The 21,549-nt window shown below is 62.7% G+C and carries 20 protein-coding genes; 3 read left to right on the top strand and 17 right to left on the bottom strand.

The features are described from left to right. Positions 1-4: 4 nt before the first annotated feature. Positions 5-349 carry a preprotein translocase subunit YajC gene (gene yajC, locus GGQ67_RS09030; RefSeq protein ID WP_183899809.1) on the bottom strand — a complete coding sequence of 115 codons (345 nt, stop codon included), beginning with the start codon at positions 347-349 and terminating at the stop codon, positions 5-7. A 209-nt stretch (positions 350-558) separates the two neighbouring features. Between yajC and GGQ67_RS09025 the strand changes: the two genes are divergently transcribed. After that, the gene (locus GGQ67_RS09025) at positions 559-1,431 is read left to right on the top strand and encodes an ATP-binding protein (protein WP_183899808.1); all 873 of its coding nucleotides are present in this window, start codon (positions 559-561) and stop codon (positions 1,429-1,431) included. A 97-nt stretch (positions 1,432-1,528) separates the two neighbouring features. Here GGQ67_RS09025 and GGQ67_RS09020 read toward each other — a convergent pair whose 3' ends face one another. From GGQ67_RS09020 to GGQ67_RS08960, 13 genes are all read right to left on the bottom strand, one after another. Beyond that, positions 1,529-3,121 (bottom strand): peptidoglycan DD-metalloendopeptidase family protein, encoded by a 1,593-nt coding sequence (locus tag GGQ67_RS09020; RefSeq protein WP_183899807.1) that lies wholly within the window; start codon positions 3,119-3,121, stop codon positions 1,529-1,531. A gap of 130 nt (positions 3,122-3,251) precedes the next feature. After that, positions 3,252-3,905, bottom strand: coding sequence for a protein-L-isoaspartate(D-aspartate) O-methyltransferase (locus tag GGQ67_RS09015; RefSeq protein ID WP_183899806.1), 654 nt, complete (start codon positions 3,903-3,905; stop codon positions 3,252-3,254). Between the two features lie 6 nt (positions 3,906-3,911). After that, a complete protein-coding gene (gene surE / locus GGQ67_RS09010; RefSeq protein ID WP_183899805.1) occupies positions 3,912-4,679 on the bottom strand; it encodes a 5'/3'-nucleotidase SurE in 768 nt (255 codons plus the stop codon). A 4-nt stretch (positions 4,680-4,683) separates the two neighbouring features. Then, on the bottom strand, positions 4,684-5,967 hold the full coding sequence (gene serS / locus GGQ67_RS09005; RefSeq protein WP_183899804.1) for a serine--tRNA ligase: 1,284 nt from the start codon (positions 5,965-5,967) through the stop codon (positions 4,684-4,686). A gap of 97 nt (positions 5,968-6,064) precedes the next feature. Then, positions 6,065-6,892, bottom strand: a complete 828-nt coding sequence (gene tatC, locus GGQ67_RS09000) for a twin-arginine translocase subunit TatC (RefSeq protein ID WP_183899803.1) — start codon at positions 6,890-6,892, stop codon at positions 6,065-6,067. After that, positions 6,889-7,548 (bottom strand): Sec-independent protein translocase protein TatB, encoded by a 660-nt coding sequence (gene tatB / locus GGQ67_RS08995; RefSeq protein WP_183899802.1) that lies wholly within the window; start codon positions 7,546-7,548, stop codon positions 6,889-6,891. The genes tatC and tatB overlap by 4 nt, the downstream gene beginning before the upstream one ends. Before the next feature lie 48 nt (positions 7,549-7,596). Continuing rightward, positions 7,597-7,806: a twin-arginine translocase TatA/TatE family subunit gene (locus tag GGQ67_RS08990; RefSeq protein WP_183899801.1), complete on the bottom strand. Its 210-nt coding sequence runs from the start codon at positions 7,804-7,806 to the stop codon at positions 7,597-7,599. 186 nt (positions 7,807-7,992) lie between these two features. After that, on the bottom strand, positions 7,993-8,700 hold the full coding sequence (scpB, locus tag GGQ67_RS08985; RefSeq protein ID WP_183899897.1) for an SMC-Scp complex subunit ScpB: 708 nt from the start codon (positions 8,698-8,700) through the stop codon (positions 7,993-7,995). Positions 8,701-8,720: 20 nt separating this feature from the next. Next, positions 8,721-9,533 (bottom strand): segregation and condensation protein A, encoded by an 813-nt coding sequence (locus GGQ67_RS08980; RefSeq protein ID WP_183899896.1) that lies wholly within the window; start codon positions 9,531-9,533, stop codon positions 8,721-8,723. Between the two features lie 69 nt (positions 9,534-9,602). Then, positions 9,603-10,616, bottom strand: coding sequence for a beta-N-acetylhexosaminidase (gene nagZ / locus GGQ67_RS08975; protein WP_183899800.1), 1,014 nt, complete (start codon positions 10,614-10,616; stop codon positions 9,603-9,605). Positions 10,617-10,742: 126 nt separating this feature from the next. Then, on the bottom strand, positions 10,743-13,829 hold the full coding sequence (locus GGQ67_RS08970) for an SPOR domain-containing protein (RefSeq protein WP_183899799.1): 3,087 nt from the start codon (positions 13,827-13,829) through the stop codon (positions 10,743-10,745). A 59-nt stretch (positions 13,830-13,888) separates the two neighbouring features. Beyond that, positions 13,889-15,646, bottom strand: a complete 1,758-nt coding sequence (argS, locus tag GGQ67_RS08965) for an arginine--tRNA ligase (protein ID WP_183899798.1) — start codon at positions 15,644-15,646, stop codon at positions 13,889-13,891. A gap of 65 nt (positions 15,647-15,711) precedes the next feature. Further along, entirely contained in the window at positions 15,712-16,929 is a 1,218-nt protein-coding gene (locus GGQ67_RS08960; RefSeq protein ID WP_183899797.1) for a deoxyguanosinetriphosphate triphosphohydrolase, read from the bottom strand. A 220-nt stretch (positions 16,930-17,149) separates the two neighbouring features. Between GGQ67_RS08960 and erpA the strand changes: the two genes are divergently transcribed. Both erpA and xth read left to right on the top strand, forming a co-directional pair. After that, positions 17,150-17,482 carry an iron-sulfur cluster insertion protein ErpA gene (gene erpA / locus GGQ67_RS08955; RefSeq protein ID WP_183899796.1) on the top strand — a complete coding sequence of 111 codons (333 nt, stop codon included), beginning with the start codon at positions 17,150-17,152 and terminating at the stop codon, positions 17,480-17,482. A 121-nt stretch (positions 17,483-17,603) separates the two neighbouring features. After that, positions 17,604-18,395: an exodeoxyribonuclease III gene (xth, locus tag GGQ67_RS08950; RefSeq protein WP_183899795.1), complete on the top strand. Its 792-nt coding sequence runs from the start codon at positions 17,604-17,606 to the stop codon at positions 18,393-18,395. Positions 18,396-18,446: 51 nt separating this feature from the next. Here xth and exoR read toward each other — a convergent pair whose 3' ends face one another. The 3 genes from exoR to GGQ67_RS08935 form a co-directional block, all read right to left on the bottom strand. Next, positions 18,447-19,250 (bottom strand): exopolysaccharide production regulator ExoR, encoded by an 804-nt coding sequence (exoR, locus tag GGQ67_RS08945; protein ID WP_183899794.1) that lies wholly within the window; start codon positions 19,248-19,250, stop codon positions 18,447-18,449. A gap of 68 nt (positions 19,251-19,318) precedes the next feature. Beyond that, positions 19,319-19,741 (bottom strand): hypothetical protein, encoded by a 423-nt coding sequence (locus GGQ67_RS08940; protein ID WP_183899793.1) that lies wholly within the window; start codon positions 19,739-19,741, stop codon positions 19,319-19,321. A gap of 235 nt (positions 19,742-19,976) precedes the next feature. After that, positions 19,977-21,209 carry an OmpP1/FadL family transporter gene (locus GGQ67_RS08935; protein WP_425503765.1) on the bottom strand — a complete coding sequence of 411 codons (1,233 nt, stop codon included), beginning with the start codon at positions 21,207-21,209 and terminating at the stop codon, positions 19,977-19,979. Positions 21,210-21,549 lie beyond the last annotated feature (340 nt).

Raw genomic sequence — 21,549 nt, 5'->3', positions numbered from 1 at the left:
ATGACTACGCGGCGTCGGCCTTTACGGGCTCGCCCTTCACGCGGATTTCGGAGACGCCGGTACGCACGATGCGGACGCGGACGCCATCGGCAATCTCGACTTCGATTTCCCGCTCGTCAATCACCTTGGTCACCTTGCCGACGAGGCCGCCGGAGGTCACGACCTGGTCGCCACGACGGATCGCCTTCAGTGCTTCGTCGCGCTTCTTGGCCTGGGCGCGCTGCGGACGGATGAGCAGGAAATACCAGACGACCATCAGCGGCACGAACAGGATGATCATTTCGAAGCCGGAACCGAACGGCGACGCCGCGCTGTCGGTGGCCTGGGCGAATGCCGGGGTGATGAACATGCTAAACTCCTCAAACTTTTCCGGAGGCGGAACGTCGCCTTTTTTCTCGGTGGCCGGACTATAATTATGGTCTTTGCGATTGCAACTGAAACAGCCGAAAACCGTACCGATTCCGCTGCCTCATAACCTTTCCGCATGTAAAAGGCCATGCTACCCGGCTACGAAAAGCGATTGGCGCACAGCCGCGTGCGCGCGAAGGAGGAAACACCATGGCCGAAGACGTCAACAGCATCATTCTCGGCGAGCTTCGCCGCCTTGCCGATGCCGTCGAACGGCTCGCGGGACCGCCGCCCGCATTCAACGACTGGAACGCGGCGGATTGCTTCGTCTGGGCCCCCGCGCGCCAGCATTTGCAGCCTGTTTCGCGCCCAAACCGCGTGGCGCTGGCGCTGATCCGCGGCGTCGATCGGGTGCGTGACATCCTGCATGAAAACACCGTGCGCTTCGCCGAAGGCTATGCCGCCAACAACGTGCTCCTGTGGGGCGCGCGCGGCATGGGCAAGTCGTCGCTGGTGAAAGCCGTTCACGAAGATGTTAGACGCGAAACCGGCGTCTCGCTGAAACTCGTCGAGGTGCACCGCGAGGATATCGCCAGCCTGCCGGTGCTGCTCGACCTGCTGAAGGACACGCCGCACCGGGTCATCGTCTTCTGCGACGACCTCTCCTTCGACCATGACGACACCGCCTACAAGTCGCTGAAGGCGGCGCTCGACGGCGGCGTCGAGGGCCGGCCCGACAACGTGCTGTTCTACGCGACCTCGAACCGGCGACATCTCCTGCCGCGCCACATGATGGAGAACGAGCAGTCGACGGCGATCAACCCGTCGGAGGCGGTGGAGGAGAAGGTCTCGCTGTCGGACCGCTTCGGGCTCTGGCTCGGCTTCCACAAGTGCAGCCAGGAAGACTATCTGACGATGATCGACGGCTATGCCGCGCACTTCAAGCTGCCGCTGGACCGCGAGGTGCTGCATGCCGAAGCGCTGGAATGGGCAACGACGCGCGGCGCCCGCTCGGGCCGCGTCGCCTGGCAGTATATCCAGGACCTCGCCGGCCGAAAGCGGATCGCGCTCGACCGCTCCTAAGCTCAGCTTGCCGCTTACCATAACGACAAAAGCCCGGCTTCGGCCGGGCTTTTGCGTTGTCCTCGATACGCAATATCTATTCGAGGAAAGTCGTGACCTACTCGAGGAACGTCATCGGGTTCACCGGCGTCGCGTCCTTGCGGACCTCGAAGTGAACCTGCGGCTGCTTGACGTTGTTGCCGCTCATGCCCGAGACGGCGACCGTCTGGCCGCGCTGGATCTTCTGGCCGCGCGTAACGCTCAGCGTATCGGCGTTGCCGTAGACGGTGACGGTGCCGTCGTCGTGGCGGACGAGAACCGTGTTGCCGAGTTCCTTGAGGCCATTGCCCGCGTAGATGACCACACCGTTTTCAGCCGCCTTGATCGGGGTGCCCTGCGGGACAGAGATGTCGATGCCGTCGTTGCGGCTGCCGTTGACGTTGGCGCCATAGGCCGCGATGACCGCGCCTCGGGCCGGCCAACGATACTTGCCGATGCCGGTGGCCTCGGGTGCGGCCGACGCCACTTCCTTCTTGGCGACGTCGCTGACGCTTTCGGTCGCGGCGGGTGCCTTGTAGGAGGCAGGCTGGGCGGCTGCCGTTTCCGGAGCGACCGCCGGCTGGGCGGCGGGCTTGGGTTCCGCCTTTGGCTGGATCGACGCGGTCTTGATGGTATCGGTGGCGGCGGCGCTGGCGTTCGGAATGTTCAACTCCTGGCCGATGCGGATCGAGCCGGCGGTCAGGTCGTTGGCCGCCTTGATGTCGTCGACGCTGTTGCCGGTCGCCTTGGCGATCTTGGCGAGAGAGTCGCCCGACTTGACGACGTAGGTGCCACCCGCGCCCTTCGGGCCGGCGCCGACAGGTGCCTTGCCGGACTGATCGGCATCCGCCATCGACTTGTCACGCGAGGCGTTCGAGCCGGTCGGGATGAGCGCGAGGTTCTGTTCCTGGCTCTTGGTCGGCTGCGGCGCCTGACCGCCCTTCGCGAGATCACGCGACTGGGTGGATGCCTTGGCGGCGTTGCCGCCGTTGAAGGTCGGGATCAGAATGATCTGGCCGGGCTTGGCTGCGGCCGCGGTCTTCAGGCCATTGGCGCGCAGCACTTCCTTTTCGGGAACGCCGTAGCGGTTGGCGAGAATGGCGATGCTTTCGCCCGGACGCATGGTCACGGAAGGCGCATTGGTCGCGGACCAGCCCGACGTCCTCGGGATCGACCCGGTGACGACGGTGTCGGTGTCGCGCTTCGGCGGCGCGATCGTCTGGGTACGCTGCGGCGCGTCGTTGCCCGGGAAAGGCTGCGCAAGGGCGACCTGCTTTTCGCGTGCAGGCGACATCGGCGCCTGCGACACCGCGCCTGGCGCGGCAAGCTCGGAGCGCTGAACCGAAACCGGAGCGGATGCCATGCGTGCACTCGACCCATAGGCCGGCTGCTGGCTCGGATACGGCTGGTTCATCGAGTTGTTGTTGTTCGCATAGCTGGGCTGCATCGCGCCGCCCTGCATATCCGCCTGCGGCACCGGATCGGCCTGGAGGCCGCTCATGCTGCGCCGAGGAATGGAATTCGTCGTTATCTGGTCCTGACCGGACGAAGAAAACAGACCGCCGAAACGTGTCACATCTGAACTGCAGCCTGATGCAGCACTCGCCAGGAGAGCCACGATCAGGGCATTACCGGCAGACTTCCCGAACTTAGGCGAAACGCTGAAACGCATGACACTCGACCCACTGAATAACGCAACCATTTGTGGGTATGATTAAAGCGCGTTAGCATTACCAACCGGTTAAGGCGGAGGGATTGACCTGCGTTTTTTGACAAATCGCTAACCATAGCGACAGGCGCGATCAGAGCTGCGACGCCACGCGGGGAACGATCGGCAAGTATGGGGAGTTGAATAACTCCTCGCGCTCGAAGCGGCTGCCGGTCTTGGTCAGGCGAACGAGACGGCACTCGGTCTCGGAGATGATCAGCGGAGCGATCATCGAGCCGCCGGAGACCAGCTGATCGGCATAGAAGCGCGGCATGCTTTCGAAGGCGGCGGTCACCAGAATACGGTCGAAGGTGCCCTCACCCTGCAAGCCGCCGCTGCCATCGGCCTGGCGAACAATGACGTTGCGGATACCCAGCGCCTCGAAACGCTTCTGGGCGTTGGCGGTCAGCGTCTTGTAGCGGTCAATGGTCAGCACCCGCTCGGCCATGCGGGCGATCACAGCCGTCATGAAACCACTGCCTGTCCCCACTTCCAGCACCCGCTGGCCGGGCTTGACCCTCAGCTGGTGCAGGACGCGGACGGCGAAATCGACACCCTCGAGGAAGGAGCCGCATTCGATCGGGATCGTGCGGCTGGAATAGGCCTGTTCGGCGAACTGCGGCGGCACGAAGAGGGAGCGCGGCGCCTGCTCGACCGCCGTCAGCAAATCAAGGTCTGACACGCCTTCGGCCCGCAGCCTCAGAACGAGCGCCGCAAACTCTTCCTTCTCCACCAGACGTGCCGCCAATGCGATTTACTCCGTACCCGAAAGCGCCCGCGTCACGCGGTCCTGTACGGAATAATCGGTCAGATCCAGTTTCAAAGGTGTTACCGAGATCTTTCTATTCTTGAGCGCGTTGACGTCCGTGCCTTCGACGAAAGCGCCGGCGCGCTCGCCGAACTTCAACCAATAGTAGGGGAAGCCGCGACCATCGGCGCGAGCATCGACCTCCAGATTGAAGGCGAGCTTGCCCTGCGCGGTCACTTCCGTGCCCTCGACCTCTTCAGGCGCGCAATTCGGGAAGTTGAGATTGAGGAAGGTCCCTTCAGGCAGATCGACCGCCATCAGCTTGCGCAGCAGCGCCGGGGCATGGGTCTCGCAGACCTCCCAGGGAAGGACGCGGTGATCCCCCTCGCGAATGTAAGCCTGGCTCAACGCAAAGGAGCGTACGCCCTGCATCGTGCCTTCGATGGCACCGGCGATCGTGCCCGAATAGGTGACGTCGTCGGCGACGTTCGAACCGGCGTTGACGCCGGACAAAACGAGATCGGGCTTAATCTCCATCACCTGCTTGATGCCCATGATGACGCAATCGGTCGGCGTGCCGCGCAGCGCATAGTGCTTGTCGGAGATCTTGCGCAGGCGCAGCGGCTCCGACAGGCTCAGCGAATGCGCGAGACCGCTCTGGTCGGTCTCGGGCGCGACGATCCAGACGTCGTCCGACAGTGTGCGCGCAATCCGCTCCAGCGCCGCAAGGCCTTCCGCGTGAATGCCGTCGTCGTTGGTAAGCAGAATGCGCATGGTCTCAGGCCGCCTTTTCGATCTTCGTCAGGCCGCCCATGTAAGGCACCAGCACATCGGGAATGGTCACTGAACCATCCTCGTTCAGATAGTTTTCCAGAACCGCGATCAGGCAGCGGCCGACGGCGGTACCGGAGCCGTTCAGCGTGTGAACGAAGCGGTTGGTCTTGTCTTCCTTGCCGCGATAGCGCGTGTTCATGCGCCGCGCCTGGAAATCGCCGCAGACCGAGCAGGACGAGATTTCGCGGTAGGTGTTCTGGCCGGGCAGCCAGACCTCGAGGTCGTAGGTCTTGCGCGAGCCGAAGCCCATGTCGCCGGTGCAGAGCGTCAGCGTGCGGAAATGCAGGCCGAGGCGCTTCAGCACTTCCTCGGCGCAAGCCGTCATGCGCTCATGCTCGGCGATCGAGCTTTCGGCGTCGGTGATCGAGACCAGCTCGCACTTCCAGAACTGGTGCTGGCGCAGCATGCCGCGCGTGTCGCGGCCGGCCGAGCCCGCTTCCGAGCGGAAGGACGGTGTCAGTGCGGTAAAGCGCAGCGGCAGCTTTTCCTGCTCGAGGATTTCCTCGCGCACGAGGTTGGTCAGCGTGACCTCGGCGGTCGGGATCAGATAGCGCCCGTCCGTCGTCTTGAAGAGGTCTTCCTCGAACTTCGGCAGGTTGCCGGTGCCGAACAGCGCTTCGGGGCGCACCAGCAGCGGCGAGCTGACTTCGGTGTACCCATGTTCGCTGGTGTGCAGGTCGATCATGAACTGGCCGAGCGCCCGCTCCAGCCTCGCCAGCGGGCCCGTCAAGACGGTGAAGCGCGAGCCGGAAAGCTTGGCGGCGGTCTCGAAACTCATGTAGCCGAGAGCTTCGCCGATCTCGAAGTGTTCCTTCGGCGTGTGGTTCCAGCGCGGCTTTTCGCCGGTCACGCGGGTGACGACGTTGTCGGCCTCGTCCTTGCCGACGGGAACGTCGTCATGGGGGACGTTGGGAATGCGCGAGAGGGCGTCGTTCAACTCCTCGGAAAAGGCGCGATCGTCTTCCTCGGCGGCCGGCAGCAAGACCTTGAGGTCGGCGACCTCGGCCTTCAGCTTCTCGGCCAGCTCGGTGTTCTTCTGCGCCATGGCAGCACCGATCTCCTTGGAGGCGGCGTTGCGGCGGGACAGCATGTCCTGGACCTTCTGAACGGCGGCCCGGCGCTTCTCGTCCAGCGCGATCAGGCCTTCGGACAGGGGCTCGGCACCACGCTTGGCAAGTGCCGCGTCGAGGGCTTCGGGATTCTCACGGATCCATTTGATATCGAGCATCGTCGTTCCAGGTCGTTGCAAAAAGGATGACCCGGCCGAAGCCTGACCGGGCCTCGACCGGATATTGGAAAGCGCTCATCGAGGAATTGCGGTGACGCTAAACGTTGTCCGTCTTGGCAACGTCCTGGGACCCTTCAGCCTCGGTGGCCGCATCGCGCGCACGCTGGCGTTCCACGAGTCGCGCCGCGTAGATGGCAATCTCGTAGAGAATGATGGTCGGCAGCGCAAGACCGATCTGGGACATCGGATCGGGCGGCGTCAGGACCGCCGCGACGACGAAGGCCATGACGATCGCGAACTTGCGCTTTTCGCGCAGCCAGTCCGACGTCAGCAGGCCGACGCGGGCAAGCAGCGTAGTAATAACAGGAAGCTGGAAGACCAGACCGAAGGAGAAGACCAGCGTCATGATGAGGCTGAGATATTCCGAGACCTTCGGCAGCAGCGAGATGGCGACATCCCCCTCGCCCGGCGCCTGCTGCATGGTCAGGAAGAACCACATGACCATCGGCGTGAAGAAGAAGTAGACGAGCCCCGCCCCCATCAAAAACAGGATCGGCGAGGCGATCAGGAACGGCAGGAAGGCCGAGCGCTCGTTCTTGTAGAGACCCGGGGCCACGAATTTGTAGATCTGCGCGGCGATAATCGGGAAGGCGATGACGAGGCCGCCGAACATCGCCACCTTCACCTGCGTGAAGAAAAATTCCTGCGGCGCGGTATAGATCAACTGCGCCTTGGAGACATCCAGGTTCGCCCACTGGACCGCCCATTTGTAGGGGACGACCAGAGCATTGAAGAGATGCTTGGCGAAAATGAAGCAGACGATGAAAGCGGCGAAGAAGGCGCCGATCGACCACATGAGCCGCGTGCGCAGCTCCATCAGGTGCTCGATCAACGGCTGCGGCTTGTCTTCGATATCACCGCTCATGCTTCATCTTTCTTTTTCTTCGGCGCGGCTGTCGCGGCGGCTACCGGCTTGGCGGCGGCCGTCTTCCTGGCGGGAACAGCCTTGGCAGGTGCCGCAGGAGCACTTGCCGGAGCCGGCGCCGCCTTGGCAGCAGCACGCTTCGGCTTTTCGGCCGTAACCGCGACGGCGGCAACGGCGTCGGCCTTATCGGCGGCCTTGGCGCGTGGCTTGCGGGCCGGTTTCGCCGTGGCCGCGGGCACGGCCGCCGAGGCAGCCGGCACGGGAGTGGGCGCAGGCATGACCGATGGCGTCCCGGTCGGTGCGACTTCTGGCGCCGGCATCAGGCCGAGCGGCGCTTCCGAGTTGTTATCGACCGATGTCGAGCGCTGGAGATCGGCCTTGATCTCGTTGCCCATCTGGCGAAGCGGGTTCATCGCCTCGCGCAACGTGTTGACAGGATTGAGCTTCTGGGCGTCGTTCAGCGTCTGGCGCACGTCGTCCATATCGGCTTCGCGCAGCGCCTCGTCGAACTGGGCACGAAATTCGCCGGCGACCTTGCGGGCACGCTGCGTCATCTTGCCGAAAGCGCGAAGCATCGGGGGAAGATCCTTGGGACCCACCACGACAATCAATACGACCGCGATGACAAGCAGCTCGGTCCAGCCAATATCGAACATTCAAGGCTCCTGAACGGGAAACGCGGGGGCGGCGCTGCCCGGACGTGGTTACTTCGTTTCGTCGGCCTTGTGATCGACGGTCTTGCCTGCGGCGGTCGTATTCGAAGCGTCAGGCGCATCCTCGTCGGTCATGCCCTTCTTGAAGCTCTTGATGCCCTTGGCGACATCGCCCATCAGCTCCGGAATCTTGCCGCGACCGAAAAGCAACAGCACGATGACCAGAACGATCAGCCAGTGCCACATGCTAAAAGAACCCATTACGCTAACTCCTGTTGTGATGTTCTATTGATGTAAGAATACCCGACATCAAATCCAACATCTAATTCCCCGTAGATAGACGCTTAATGTCACGGTATCGACCATCGTGACAAGATAGTCCTCGGTCGAAAAGTCGTGAAGACAATTGTTTTCGCTCGGCGTGGCGAAACAAAGACACGGCGCCGACTATTCCTCAGGCGCGCCACCGGGCGCCAGAAGGCCCAGTTCCTCGAGATCCAGCTGCGTGATCGGATCTTCGTCCTCGGTCAGCTCATCGTTCATCGATGGCGACGGAATGTTGAAGTTGGCCGGGATGCGACCGGAGAGCAGCCCTGCCCCCTTCAATTCCTCGAGACCCGGCAGATCGCGCAGTTCCTCAAGCCCGAAGTGATCGAGGAAGTCGCGGGTGGTGCCGAGCGTGACGGGACGTCCCGGCGTGCGGCGGCGGCCGCGAAAACGCACCCACCCGGCCTCCATCAACACATCGAGCGTGCCGCGCGAGGTCTGAACGCCTCGGATATCCTCGATCTCGGCGCGCGTCACCGGCTGGTGATAGGCGATGATCGCGAGAACCTCGAGCGCGGCGCGCGACAGCTTGCGCACCTCGTTTTCGTCGCGGCGGATGACGAAGGAGAGGTCGGCGGCGGTGCGAAACGCCCAGGCATCGTCGACCCTCACCAGATTGACGCCGCGATGGGCGTATTCTTCCTGCAGCCGCAGCATGATGGCGCGCACGTCAAACACCTTGGGGAGGCGATCGGCGATGAAGGCTTCCGAGACGGGCTGGGCGGAGGCGAAGACGAGCGCCTCGGCGATGCGCGCCGCTTCCAGCTCGTCGCGGACAGCGTCTTCCTCGGCCCGGCCGCTGCCGCGCTCGTTGTCGCCGTCTTCCAGGTTGGCGTCTTCCAGATCGGTCAAGCCGGCCGCTCCTGTTCAACGACCTGCATCGTGCCATGGTTTGGCCCGCGCCGCATGTAGATCGGCTCGAATACACCTTCCTGGCGTATCTCGATCTTGCCTTCGCGCGCGAGTTCGAGCGACGCGGCAAAGGCGCTGGCGATCGCCGTCACCCGGTCCTCGGGCGAGACCATGTAGGTCAATATATGCTGTTCGAGCGCCGTCCAGTCACCGACCTCGCCGATCAGGCGGGTGAGCAGTTCACGTGCCTCGGTGAGCGACCAGACGGTGCGGCGTGCGATCGTGACCTGCGTGACAGCCTGACGCTGGCGCAGCGACGCATAGGCGGTCAGGAGATCGTAAAGGCTGGCGTCGTAGGCGGACTGGTGGCGATCTGGGATATGTTCGGGAGCGCCACGGGCCAGCACGTCGCGGCCGAGACGATTGCGGTTGACGAGACCGCCCGCCGCCTCTCGCATGGCTTCGAGGCGCTTCAGGCGAAACGCCAGCGATGCCGCCATTTCCTCGCCGGAGGGGCCGTCGTCCTTGATCTGCTGCGGAATGAGCAGGCGCGACTTCAGGTAGGCGAGCCATGCCGCCATCACCAGATAGTCCGCCGCGAGCTCGATGCGAATACGGCGGGCGCTGTCGATGAACAGCAGATATTGCTCGGCGAGCGCCAGCACCGAGATGCGGGACAGATCGACCTTCTGCGTGCGGGCGAGATGAAGCAACAGGTCGAGCGGGCCTTCGAAGCCGGCGACGTCGATCAACAGGGCCGGATCGGTAGAGGCACGGTCGGCGCCGCCATCCTGCCACAGCTTGTCCATCGGCGTTGCCGATGTCTGCGGGCGTTCCTGAACCTTTGTCGTCGTCACGTCGTCTCGTTCCTTTCGCGGTCAGACCGTCGCAAGCATCGCATCGAATTCGGCGCGGATCGCGGCCTCGTCGGCACCATCGGCCGTCGGGAACCCCTGCTCCACACGCCTGGCGCGCTCGAGCGCGGCGCCTTTGAGCAGCGGCACGTTGGCGACGACCTCAAGCATCTCATCCATATGACCGTTGCAATGCAGCACGATATCGCAGCCACCCGCAATGATATTCGCCGCCCTCTCGCCAAGCGTGCCGCTCAGCGCGTTCATCGAACTATCATCGGAAAGCAACAGGCCTTTGAAGCCGATATGCTCGCGGATGATCCCATCGATGACCTTGCGCGAGGTGGTGGCCGGATTATCGGCATCGATCGCGGTGAAAACGAGATGGCAGGTCATCGCCATCAACTCGTCCTTCATGGCGATGAACGGTGGGAAGTCGTGGGCTTCCAGTTCCTCGCGCGAGACGCGGACAACGGGAAGCTCGTGGTGGGAATCGGCAAAGCCACGACCGTGGCCCGGCATGTGCTTCATCACGGAGAGAACGCCGCCCGCCTTCAGGCCCTCGGAGGCGGCGATGCCCATGTCGGTCACCGTCTTCGGGTCCATGCCATAGGCACGGTTGCCGATGACGTTGCTGCTGCCTTCGACGGGGACATCCAGCACGGGCAGGCAATCGACGTTGATACCGAATTTCGAGAGATCGAAGGCATGCAGGCGCGACATCAGCCAGGCCGCGCGCCTGCCCTTTTCCTGATCCGCCCGATAGAGGTCGCCGAGCTGCTGGCCGGAGGGATAATGCGGCAGGATCGGCGGGCGAATGCGCTGGACGCGGCCGCCCTCCTGATCGATCAGTACCGGCGCGTGCCAGCCGACGCTTTCGCGCATCTCGGCCACGAGGTCTGTTATCTGCCGCGGCTCGGAAATATTGCGGCCGAACAGGATGAAGCCCCAGGGGCGTTCGCCCGCGTAGAAGGCCTTTTCTTCGGGCGTCAGGGAAAGGCCGCTACAGCCAAGGATCATCGCTTTTGATTCGGTCATACCCGAATCATAGAGACGCCATGGCGAAATGCGAGCAGCGTCAACTGCCATTCACAAAAAAGAACGGCGCAAACGAAAAGAGCGGCGGGTATGCCCCGCCGCTCTCAAGCGATCCAGTTTCGAGACTTACTTCGAAATCAGGCAGGAGCCACCGGCCGCGCGATACTTCTCGCAGATCGCCGCTGCTTCGTCCTTGGAACCGGCGGTGATACGCAGGCGGTAGTAGGTGCCCTTGCCCGCGACCTCGGCCTTGCGGATCTCGTAAGGCATGCCGCTCAGTACGCCGCCGAACTTCTTCGACAGGCTGGCATAGGACTTCTGCGCTTCGGCTTCAGACGGCAAGGATGCGATCTGGACACCGTAGCTTCCAGGAGCAGCCGCCGTGGGCTGGGCTTGAGCCGCCGCCGGCGGAACGGCCGCGACTTCCTTCGGAGCCTGGGCCGCAGCGGTTGCCGGGGCCAGAGCAGCAGTGCCCTGACGGGATGCAGGCGCGGTGTCGCTCTTGGTGGAGGTTACGGCGCGAACCGGCGGGTTGACGTTGTCAGGCGATGCCGATGCGGCCTTGGCAAGCACGTTCTCCGAAGCCTGCTTCGCGGTCGGTGTCGTGCCTTCGACCGGCGTCGAGCGAATATCGGCCGACGCCAGCTGTTCGATTGTCGGGGCGTCGGACGACGCGGCGCCTGCCGTGATCTTCTGCGTCTGCACGGAGGTGGGCTTCGGCAGCGAAGGTATCGTGGGCTCCGGTGCCGGCTCGTCGCGGGCGACGAGCGTGCCATCGGGCCGGACGATCATGGTGCGGACCTTGCGCGCCGAGACCGACGGCGAACGATCGGCATCCGACGGATTGGCAGCAGCCGTGTCGGTCGCGTCGTTGTTCGGCAGCAGACGCGGATCCTGGGTGTCGCCAACGGGCGTCGACATCGAAGGCATCGGCGCGTCGTTGTCTTCGGGCAGCGTTTCGGGCGTCAGCGTGCGCTGAACGACATCGACGGGCTGCTCGTCGCTGGAAACCAGCGATTTCTGCTTCGGCGCCTCGGCGGCTGCACCACCAACGCTGTCATAGACGGCCTTGTCCTGGTTCGGGACGGTCTTGCCACCCGGGTTTTCGGGAACGACCTTGACCGGGTCCTTGTCGGCGACGATGACAGGCGGCTCGCCGGTGGCGATGCTGATGCCGCCGTCGCGCGCCAGGAAGGAGTAGCCGGCATAGGCGACGCCGCCGAAGATGACGATGACGGCGGCCGCCGCCAGCATGCGCTTCATCGAGCGGGCGCGGCTCATATCCTCGGCGTCGCTTGCCGACTGGATCTGGACCTCGGACACCGTATCACGGCGCTGCTGCACGGGCTCGTTGACGCTGCGACGGAAGTCTTCCTCGAGCGCGCGCTCGAATTCATCGAAGCTCTGTGCCTGCGGCTGTGATGGCTGCGGGCGGGCAACGGACGCGGCCGGAGCAACGGAGGCCTGGCCGCGCACGCGCATGTCCTGGGCCGGTCTGGCGGGCGCATCTACCGGCTTTGCGGGCGCCAGAAGATTGGCGATCTCCGAATCGACGTCGAAATCGAAATCCGACATCGCCGGGACCGGCTCATGCTTTTCGACCGGCGGGAGCGTCGGAACATGCATCTCGACCGCTTCCGTCTGATACTCCGCGTCGGAGATCATCGACGGATCGAAAGGCAGTTCTTCCGTCATGTAGGCGGCACGCGCCGGCGTACGGTAGGACGGCGCCGCGGGGGCTGCCGGCTCGGGCGAACGGTAGGCGGGTGCCGATGCCGGCTGATAGGCGGGGGCCTGCTGATAGACGGGGGCCTGATAGGCCGGCGCGGGAGCGGATGGCTGGTACGGCGCGGGCGCCGGGCGGGCGGCTGGCTCCGGCTGGCGGACCGCCGGCTGGTAGGCCACGGGTGCCGGCGCAGGCTGCGGCTTCGGTTGCACGATCTCCTCGGCCACGACGGGCTCGACGAAATCGAGGTCGGCCAATTCGAGCTCGATACCTTCGAGATCCAGCTCGAAGTCGTGGCCGGCGAACGGGTCTTCCGCATCGGGCACGGCCTTGGCGGCGACCATCCGCGGCTCGGGCACATGGCGAGGCGCCACGGGCGCTGCCGCAACCGGCGCGACCGCGACGGGCGGCGCGGGGATATAGGCACGCGCGGCAACTGGCGACGAGACGACAGGGGCCACCGGGGCTGGCGCGACCGGAGCCGGAACGACCGGCTGCACCGCTACCGGCGCGGCTTCACGCGCGACAACCGGGTACTGCTGGACATCGGCGAGAAGGTCATCGATATCGAAGTTGATGTCGTCGGCCTCTGCGGCGACTTCCGTCAGCGCGGCATCGGCCTTGACGTCGCCGTCCTTGGCGGCGGCGGCCAGATCGAAGGCGCTGTGATCGACCACAGGCTCGGCGAACGCTTCCACGACCGGCTGTTCGACGACGAGCGCCGGTTCATGGCGATCGATCTCGGCCGGGAAGCTCGCGGCGGCCGGCGCTTCGAACGCGGCTTCGCGGCGCGGAGCGGCGGGCACAGGCTCGGCGGCGACCACCGGTGCCGGGGCGGCAACAGGTGCTGACACGACCGGCTCTTCGCGGCGAGCAGGATGGAAATTGGCGATCGGCAAGCGGATGCTTGCCGCCGACCACTGTGGCGCCTTCGCAGGCTGCATAGGCGTCGGCGCGGCGCTGATGGAAAGCTCGAGCTCCTCGATCAGGTCACGAGCGCCGCCGGAGACGGGCTCGACGGGCCTCGACACGGTTGCCGCCCAATCGGCGGACGAGAGAACCGCGCGCGCATCCGGCTGCTCGAAAACCGGCAGACTGTCGGCTTCGACCCGTTCCGAAACAACTGGCGCTTCGTACTGAACAGGCTCAGCCTCATAGCGGGGCGTTTGCTGCTCGTATTGCGGCTCTGGCTCGTCGTAGGTGACGGGCTCAGGCTCGGCATAAACAACCGGCTCAGGCTGAGCGTAGGCCGTCTCGACCGGATGATCGACGACGGCCGGCGCGGTCGGAGCGTCGTAGCGCTCGAACTCGCGCAGCAGTTCGTCCTCGAGATTGAAGGCCGGTTCCTGCCTTGGAGCCGCCTCGACGGTGTTCGCCGCTACACGGGGCTCAAAACCGACGATACGCGCAAGCTCCGCAAGGGGATCGTCGTCAGCAAAGAGGTTCGCATCGTTACGCGTGTCATACGCCCGCTGTTTATCTGCCATACTCATCCACTCGCAAATGCAAAGGTTTCGTGCCAGCGCATTGTGGGTAAATGGTGACGCTACCGCATCTCTTCCGGCGCAGCCGTTCCTGCGATGGCAAGACCCGACTTCAAAACGGACGCAACGGCGTACACCAGCCCTAGTCTGGTAATACTAGACTCTCGGCTCTTATCGTTAATAAATCGTAAGTCTACCTGATCCTTGCCTTTATTCCAATGCGCATGGAAAGAACTGGCGAGATCGTAGAGGTAGAATACGACACGATGCGGCTCTTGCGACTGAGCCGCCGCCTCGACCAGCCGAGGGAACTCGGCAACCTTCGCAACCAATTGTAATTCCGCAGGATCCGCTATCCCAGACACCGCTTTCGCAAGGGTTTCGGGAGATACGTCGAGGTCGGGAAACGCCTCCCTGGCCTGCCTGAAGACCGACATGCAGCGGGCATGCGCGTACTGTACGTAAAAGACCGGATTATCTTTCGACTGCTCCGTTACTTTGGCGAAATCGAAGTCCAACGGCTCGGAACTCTTCCGGTACAGCATCATGAACCGCACCGAATCGCGGCCGACTTCCTCGACCACGTCGCGCAGCGTGACGAAGTCGCCCGAACGCTTCGACATCTTGACCGGTTCGCCATCGCGGAACAGCTTGACGAGCTGGCACAGCAGAACGGTAAGCTTGGCCTTGCCTTCCGACACGCCGCGCGCGACCGCTTCCAGGCGCTTGACGTAGCCGCCATGGTCGGCGCCGAGCACGTAGATCATCTCGCTGAAGCCGCGATCGAACTTGTTCTTGAAATAGGCCACGTCGGCGGCGAAGTAGGTGTAGGAGCCATCGGACTTGATCAGCGGACGGTCCATGTCGTCGCCGACCTCGGTCGAGCGGAACAGCGTCTGCTCGCGGTCTTCCCAATCTTCCGGCAACTGGCCCTTCGGCGGCGGCAGCGTGCCCTTGTAGACGTGGCCCTTGAAGGTCAGGTCGTTGATGGCCGTGCGGATGGCGGCGGCACCATTGGCGTGCAGCGTGCGCTCGGAGAAGAACACGTCGTGATGGACGTTCAAGGCATCGAGATCCTCGCGGATCATCGCCATCATCGCATCGATCGTGCGATCCTTGACCAGCGGCATCCACTGATCCTCGGGCATGTTGTGCAGCTTGACGCCGTAGTCACGCGCCAGTGACTCGCCGACAGGCACGAGGTAATCGCCCGGATAGAGGCCGGACGGGATCTCGCCGATCTTTTCGCCGAGCGCCTCGCGATAGCGCAGGAACACGGAGCGCGCCAAGACGTCGATCTGCGAGCCGGCATCGTTGATGTAGTATTCCTTGGTGACGTCGAAGCCGGCGAAGGACAAGAGGTTGGCCAGCGCGTCGCCGACGACGGCGCCACGGCAATGGCCGACATGCATCGGACCGGTGGGGTTGGCCGAAACATATTCGACGTTGACCTTGCGGCCCTCACCCATCGTCGAGCGACCGTAATCGGTGCCGCTTGAGATCATCGATGCAAGCAGGCGCTGCCAGTAGCCGACGGCGATCCTGATGTTGATGAAGCCAGGGCCTGCGACCGATACGTCGGCAACGTCGGGATCTTCCTTCAGCTTCGCGGTGATGATTTCGGCCAGCGCGCGCGGATTGGTGCCGAGCGGCTTGGCGAGCACCATGGCCGCGTTGGTCGCGACATCGCCATGGCTCGCATCGCGCGGCGGCTCTACGGCGATGCGTCCGAAATCCAGCTCGGATCGCTTTTCCTTGACCAGATCGATCTGTTCAAGGGCGGTTTTAATCCTGGCTTCGAAATCGGTAAAAAGGTTCATCGCACTCTTCCATGCATAGGCTGTGCCACACGGCATCCGCCCGGCCTTTGCCGGGCGACCGCTGCCTAGCGCAAATCCGGAGTCTGGTCAAACAAGCGCCTGTGGGCGCTGATGGCGTAGGTGTCGGTCATGCCGGCGAGATAATCGCCAACATGGCGCGCCTTCGGCGCTTCGGCCAGCCCCGCGATGTGATCCACCCAGTAGTGGCTCTGCATCTCCTTCGGGTTGGCCATGTAGGCCGAAAACAGGTCGGTGACGATCTGTGCGGCACCTGAGCGGATGCGCATGATGTCGGGATGGCGGTAGATGCGCTTGAAGAGCATCGCCTTGATCTGCTTGTCGGTCTCCGCCATGCCCTGCGAGAAAGTCGCGATCACGCGGCTGGCGTGCCTGACGTCGTCGGCGCTCTCGGGACGGATCTCGGACAGGCGCTCCTGCGCCACGGAGATCACGTCCTCGACCATGCGGGTGATCTGGCGGCGCATGATTTCGTGGGTGAAGCGGCTCGGCTCCAGCGTGGGGTAGCGCTCCCTCACCTCGGCCATCAGGCCGGCCAGGAACGGGATATGCTCGAGCATGTCGAAAGTCAGGTAGCCCGAGCGCAGGCCGTCATCGATATCGTGGGTGTTGTAGGCGATATCGTCGGCGATCGCGGCCACCTGCGCTTCCAGGCTGGCGAAGGTGTCGAGTTGCAGGTCGTGGATCTCGCAGTAATCGAGGATCGGCTGCGGCACCGGGCCGCGCGTGCCGGTCCCATCCTTGGTGAGCAGCGGGCCGTTGTGCTTGACCAGCCCCTCCAGGCTTTCCCAGGTCAGGTTGATGCCGTCGAAATCGGCGTAGCGGCGTTCGAGCTTGGTGACGATGCGCAGCGACTGGGCATTGTGGTCGAAGCCGCCATAGGGCAGCAGCACCTCGTGCAGCGCGTCCTCGCCGGTGTGGCCGAAGGGCGTGTGGCCGAAATCGTGCACGAGGGCGACGCCCTCCGCCAGATCCTCGTCGAGCTTCAGCGCCCTGGCGAGCGCGCGGGCGATCTGGGCCACCTCGATGGTGTGCGTCAGCCGCGTGCGATAGTGATCGCCATCCTGGGCGATGAAGACCTGGGTCTTGTGCTTGAGGCGCCGGAAGGCGGTCGTGTGGACGATACGGTCGCGGTCGCGCTGGAAGTCCGAGCGCGTCGGGCTGGAGTTCTCGGGATAGAGCCGCCCACGCGTCGTCCACGGGTCAGCCGCGTAGATTGCCCTGTCGCTGTTACCGAAGCCTAATGCACGCCTGTCGATCGTCATTCTTCACCGTCACTCGCCATGTCCCTGGCGCACGCCCATTGACGCCGCCATATGCTCTTCATACCTATAGAGAGCATAAACGGCAAAGAGACGACGTATCGCCCACTTTGCCGCGGGCCGCGCTTTCATGATATAAGGCGCGATAGCATTGAAAAACAGCTGTTTATATTGATGGCTGGACCACTATTCTCTCCGGATCTTGACCCCGGCAGGAGCAGACATGACCGAAGCAAGTGTAACCCTTTCCGACGCGGCCGCGAAGCGAATCGCCACCATCGTCGGCAGCGATCCCGGCAAGAGCGCGCTGCGCGTCTCGGTCGAGGGCGGCGGCTGTTCGGGTTTTTCCTACAAGTTCGACCTGACCGACGGCATTCAGGACGACGATGTCATCGTCGAGAAGAACGACGCGAAGGTGCTGATCGACAGCATGTCGCTGATCTACATGGCGGGCTCGGAGATCGATTTCGTCGACAACCTGCTCGGCCAGTCCTTCCAGATCAGGAACCCGAACGCGGTCGCCAGCTGCGGCTGCGGCACCAGCTTCTCGATCTGACCACCCTTTCCCGCTATCCACACCGAACCGGCCGAAGATTGTCTTCCGGCCGGTTTAACGTCTTGTCGCTTGCTCATGGTGCACGCTAGAAGAAGACGTCAAAGCGGAACGGGACAAAAGAATGAAGATCGCGACCTGGAACATCAACGGCGTCAAGGCGCGCATCGACAACCTCACGCAGTGGCTGAAGGATTCGAACCCCGACATCGCCTGCCTGCAGGAGATCAAGACCGTCGACGAGGGCTTTCCGCGGCTGGAGATCGAGGCTCTCGGCTATCATGTGGAGACGCATGGGCAGAAAGGCTTCAACGGCGTCGCCGTTCTTTCCAAGACCAAGCCGGACGAGGTGACGCGCGGCCTGCCGGGCGACCCGCTGGACGAGCAGGCGCGTTTTCTGGAGGCGGTGTTTTCGCTTCCCGGAAATCGAGTCGCCCGCGTCTGCTGCCTCTATCTGCCGAATGGCAATCCCGTCGATACAGAGAAGTACAGCTACAAGCTCGCCTGGATGGAGCGGCTGCGCGCATTCGCGGCCGAACGGCTGGCTTACGAGGAGATCCTGATCCTTGCAGGCGACTACAACGTCATCCCCGAGCCACATGATTGCTTCGATCCCAAGGTGTGGGAGAACGACGCGCTGTTCCTGCCGCAGACGCGGGAGGCGTTCCGCAGGCTCGAAAGCCTGGGGCTGACGGACGCGGTGCGCGCCACGACGGATGCGGTGCCCGCCTACACGTTCTGGGATTATCAGGCCGGCGCCTGGCCGAAGAACAACGGCATTCGCATCGATCACCTGATGCTGTCGCCGGAGGCCGCCGACCGGATGACCTCGACGGCGATCGAAAAACATGTGCGTGCGTGGGAGAAGCCGTCCGACCACGTGCCAGTGGTCGCCTATTTCGATTTCGCGGCCTGATAGAAGGCGCGGCGGTCGAGCCCGGATCCTGGCGATCCGGCGGTCGATCGATCAGTCGGTGTTGCTGCTGGCGATCTTGTGAGAGAGCGCGATGGCGTTGCGGCGGTCGCTTTCACTGGCCACGGAGAAGGCCTGCTCCTGCAGCGATTCCATCCATTTGCAGTCCTTCGGCTTGCAGCGGTCGAGCGCCGCCGTCATCAGCGCCAGACCGTTGGCCGACTGGCCTTCCTGGAACAGGATATTGCCGAATACGGACATGGCGCCGGGGTGACCGCTCTTGCGGGCCTGGTTCAGCCATTTCTTGGCCTGCTGCGTGCTGGTGCTGCCGCCATCGCCAGCAAGCATCATCTGCGCCAGCTGGAACTGCGCTTCCGGCACGCCGAACGTCGAGGCGACCTGGAAATAAATCTGGCGCGCCTGGTTGAGATCGACCTTCACGGGGCTGCCCGGGATGCCGCTCTTGTAGTAGCCGGCGAGCGACAGCAGCGCGTTGACGAAAAAGCCGGTATCCTCCGATCCGGGCTCGACGCCCTGCTGGGCGATCTCGCTATAGATCTTGAAGGCGGCGAAATCGTCCTGCGCGACGCCGTCACCGTCGGCATACATGTTGGCGAGCGCCCAGCGCGAGCCGGTGTGGCCCTTCTCGGCCGCGTATTTATAGGCTTCGACCGCCTCTTCCTTCTGGCCGTTCTTGTAGGCCTTGAAACCGAACTTGAAGAGATCGAAAGGACCGGATTCCTTGTTGACGCCCGACTTGATGTCGAACGCGCCGGCGGGAGAGCTGAGCGCCGCGAGACAGGCGACGGAAAGCCCCATAAGCATCAATCTGAAAGGTCTGAACTCGAACGTCAGCATTTCACTCGATTTCTTTCGTTTCCACCCATACGCGCCGTCCCGGACATCCTGTCCATCAGGCCCGCAGATTAACTTCCTTCGGCGAGCGATCCCGCGGTGGGTTCCAAGACCCGCTTGCCCGCGTCGCATCCAGCCTTCTGCCCTCGCAAGAGAGCCTTCATTACCTTCGCATCGACCTCATCCGCCCGCTTCCCGGCGCGAACTGGCGACGATGCCACCAACCTCATTCCGGCGCGCCCAGATAGCGGCATTTCGCCTGCAGAAATGTCGTACTCACCAATTGTGACAAAACGCGAGACGTCGTTACCCAAAGCCGGTCCCGATAGCGGCAACACCGTCGAACGTGAGGAAAACGAAAGGCTTGAGAACGCTGCGGTCGAATGACGTTTTCCGGCTGAAACACCTTGCACAGCAGGCGAAACGATCAAAGCGGCGGCAACTTCGCCGCACGTCATGCCCGTCTCTTCCGCATTCACTGAAAAACGACCCATCTTACTCTTTTACGCGCACCCTATGCCTGTCATTCCCTCGCCCGACATTACCGCTGCGCCTAGTTTGTGGCGGGAAATGGACAATTCGTATTGGAGCTCATCATACGCGAACACTCAAAAAAAACTGTTGCTGAATCGTCACAAATTGACACGCCAGCGGAGCATGCTTAATGGCGCCCGGACAAAGAAAAGCCCGACATTTCGCCGGGCTTTCACTTGCACTGATCTTGGCGGGTCAGAACTTGACCTTGATGCTGGTGGAGATGGCCGCCACCAGATCGTTTCCGAAGGAATATGTGACATCGTCGCCGTAAGTGACGCCGTCCTTCACGATCGTGCCAGACTCGCCGCTCGTCATAATTCCGAGCGATCCCGCAAGACGCCACTCGATATTCTCGGTCGGGCTGTAAGCCGCACCCAAGCCAAGCAGCCAGGTGTCCGTCTGCGAGCCGTAGCCGTCGCTTGTGCCACGGTCCCACGTCAGGCTGACCGCACCACTCCACTGATCGTTGAACTTGTGGCCGATACCGGCTGTCGTCGTCCAGCCATCGCGGTAGGCAAGATCCAGAGATGCAAGTTCGACACCAGCGGCGTCCCTGAACGGAACCGTTTGCAGAACGCTCCAATTAGTCCATTTAACCGAACCAAACGCCAGCCAATCAGTAGCAATTCCGCTTTGCACTTTAAGTTCAAGTGAGTCAGGGGCTTCGGCGGATCCCGTTACATTCGTAATCTTGCCGCCGTATCCTGGTGTCAGCGGCGAGTTGGTAAGATCGACGGTGCCAGTGAGGTTGTCGTACTTTACGCGACTGTTGTAAATCAAGCTGGCGCGAAGCGCATATTCAGGAATCTCGTAGGCAACACCGGCGCGCCAACCCCACGCCTGGTCTTCAAGGTCAAGACGACCAGTTCCGTTCGGCAACGGTGGCGCTCCAAACGAGTAGACCAGCCTCTCCTTGAAACCTTCTACTTCTTGATAGAAAGTTCCGCCTATGACACGCAGCTGGCCCGGTCCGACGTCGAACTTATAGGAACACGTGGCACCATAATTTCGCGTGGTAATCTTCGTCTCGATATTGTTGTTCGCGCCGGCCCAATTGGCACCCGGGTTCGTATGTGCGCCGAACGGTTCCGAATAATCGACAAGGCAGTCGAGATCGCCGTAACCGGCCTTTATACCACCATACGGTACAGCGTAATTTTCCGTGTCATCCGCCGTACTGGAACGTCCATTCAGGTTGCCGTTGCCGCCCAACAAAGGCGATGTAGTCTGCAAGTCCTGCACATTCTTCAGCTTGCGCTGCGGCATGACGTAGATCACGCCGGACTGAATAGAGAACTGCGATGCATCGAACAACTGATCGATATTATAGCCGCCACGATCCAGACCGCCCGCGAAGGCAGGCTGGGCGAGCGCCGACAACATAACAAGCGGCAGGGTTACTGCCAAAACCTTACGAGATGCCAAGGTGTCTCCCCCACTGAGGCAATTGCGATGGTGGGACTGTGACGGCGAGAGGTTAAAATGGCAACTTCGTGACCGGGCGCGATTGAAAAGTGAGCTAATGGATGCTTTACGTAAAAAATTGACGGGCACGTCAAAATTTCCCCATATTAGAAAATACGTCTCAAAAATTGCTGGAATCAATCAGGTGATAGAGCAATCGTTCTATACGAGCACAATTATGTTACCTTCTGACAACAGTTCTATTTTTAGAAAAAACTTCGTGGAAAAGCCGGAAAAAGGCGTCCCATCGGCCAAGTTATGGCGGAGCCGGGCCTCGTTACGGTTAATTTTTCGAAAAAAG

It is taken from the genome of Rhizobium metallidurans (assembly GCF_014196505.1).
GTDB lineage: Bacteria > Pseudomonadota > Alphaproteobacteria > Rhizobiales > Rhizobiaceae > Rhizobium > Rhizobium metallidurans.
The sequence above is the reverse complement of the archived record's forward strand: the minus strand, read 5'-3'. Positions and strand labels throughout refer to the sequence as shown.

Coding starts and splice junctions, on each gene's coding strand:
- yajC (WP_183899809.1), bottom strand. CDS start 349: ATGTTCATCACCCCGGCATTCGCCCAGGCCACCGACAGCGCGGCGTCG.
- GGQ67_RS09025 (WP_183899808.1), top strand. CDS start 559: ATGGCCGAAGACGTCAACAGCATCATTCTCGGCGAGCTTCGCCGCCTT.
- GGQ67_RS09020 (WP_183899807.1), bottom strand. CDS start 3,121: ATGCGTTTCAGCGTTTCGCCTAAGTTCGGGAAGTCTGCCGGTAATGCC.
- surE (WP_183899805.1), bottom strand. CDS start 4,679: ATGCGCATTCTGCTTACCAACGACGACGGCATTCACGCGGAAGGCCTT.
- serS (WP_183899804.1), bottom strand. CDS start 5,967: ATGCTCGATATCAAATGGATCCGTGAGAATCCCGAAGCCCTCGACGCG.
- tatC (WP_183899803.1), bottom strand. CDS start 6,892: ATGAGCGGTGATATCGAAGACAAGCCGCAGCCGTTGATCGAGCACCTG.
- tatB (WP_183899802.1), bottom strand. CDS start 7,548: ATGTTCGATATTGGCTGGACCGAGCTGCTTGTCATCGCGGTCGTATTG.
- GGQ67_RS08990 (WP_183899801.1), bottom strand. CDS start 7,806: ATGGGTTCTTTTAGCATGTGGCACTGGCTGATCGTTCTGGTCATCGTG.
- GGQ67_RS08980 (WP_183899896.1), bottom strand. CDS start 9,533: ATGGACAAGCTGTGGCAGGATGGCGGCGCCGACCGTGCCTCTACCGAT.
- nagZ (WP_183899800.1), bottom strand. CDS start 10,616: ATGACCGAATCAAAAGCGATGATCCTTGGCTGTAGCGGCCTTTCCCTG.
- GGQ67_RS08970 (WP_183899799.1), bottom strand. CDS start 13,829: ATGGCAGATAAACAGCGGGCGTATGACACGCGTAACGATGCGAACCTC.
- argS (WP_183899798.1), bottom strand. CDS start 15,646: ATGAACCTTTTTACCGATTTCGAAGCCAGGATTAAAACCGCCCTTGAA.
- GGQ67_RS08960 (WP_183899797.1), bottom strand. CDS start 16,929: ATGACGATCGACAGGCGTGCATTAGGCTTCGGTAACAGCGACAGGGCA.
- erpA (WP_183899796.1), top strand. CDS start 17,150: ATGACCGAAGCAAGTGTAACCCTTTCCGACGCGGCCGCGAAGCGAATC.
- xth (WP_183899795.1), top strand. CDS start 17,604: ATGAAGATCGCGACCTGGAACATCAACGGCGTCAAGGCGCGCATCGAC.
- exoR (WP_183899794.1), bottom strand. CDS start 19,250: ATGCTGACGTTCGAGTTCAGACCTTTCAGATTGATGCTTATGGGGCTT.
- GGQ67_RS08940 (WP_183899793.1), bottom strand. CDS start 19,741: ATGGGTCGTTTTTCAGTGAATGCGGAAGAGACGGGCATGACGTGCGGC.